The sequence below is a fragment of the Vibrio sp. 1249-1 genome (genome assembly GCF_033340495.1).
In genome coordinates this window covers 1-854 of record NZ_JAWOWJ010000302.1, presented here as the reverse complement: position 1 = coordinate 854, position 854 = coordinate 1, and the positions used below count along the sequence as shown (strand labels likewise).

1 pseudogene is annotated in these 854 nt (G+C 46.3%); it reads left to right on the top strand.

The features are described from left to right. Nucleotides 1–780, top strand: a pseudogene (locus R7Z50_RS25995) (MFS transporter); the annotation flags it as partial. Nucleotides 781–854 lie beyond the last annotated feature (74 nt).

Below are 854 nucleotides of genomic sequence, written 5' to 3'. Positions count from 1 at the left end.
GGTATGGCAGCCGTTGTTGTGGTACTCATGGTGTTCACTTTGTTAGTGGGCGAACCAGTCACACAACGTGAAAAGCTCCAATCCGAAGCGGAACAAAGACACAAAGAAGTCGTCGGTTCAAAACTTGTGGCGTGGTTTACGGTCACCGTTGTTGAGCCTTTCCTCGATTTCTTCAACCGCAATGGTGTTCGCGTCGCGATAACCCTGTTGCTGTTTGTCTTCTTATTTAAGATTGGCGAAGCATTCCTGGGCCGCATGTCGATTGCTTTCTACAAAGACATTGGCTTTAGCAACGAACAAATTGGCTACTACTCGAAGTTGATTGGATGGGGAGCCACCATCTTCTTTACTCTCGTTGGCAGTATGTTCAATGTGAAGTTTGGTATCGTGCGCGGTTTGATGATTGGCGGCATTGCTATGTCAGCGAGTAACTTGATGTTTGCTTGGATAGCGTCTGTTGGCCCTAACGAGCATCTGTATTTAGCGACCATCATCGTTGATAACTTTACGACGGCATTTTCCACCGTAGCCTTTGTCTCGTTTCTGACTCTATTAACCGGGCAAGCGTTCTCTGCCACTCAATATGCATTGCTTGCGTCGCTAGGAAACTTTGGACGAACCACGCTAGCGTCATTCAGCGGTGAATTGGTTGACTACCTAAATGACTGGAGCACGTTTTTCATTCTCACGGCCGTAATGGTGATCCCGAGCTTGATCATGTTGTATTCACTGCGTCATTACTTTACGGATCTTTTGGAAAAAGCGCGGCATAAGCACTAACGACCGCAAATTTGCGCAAAAGTAAGAATAAAAAACCACCGCACAATACGGTGGTTTTTTTCTATACAAAACGC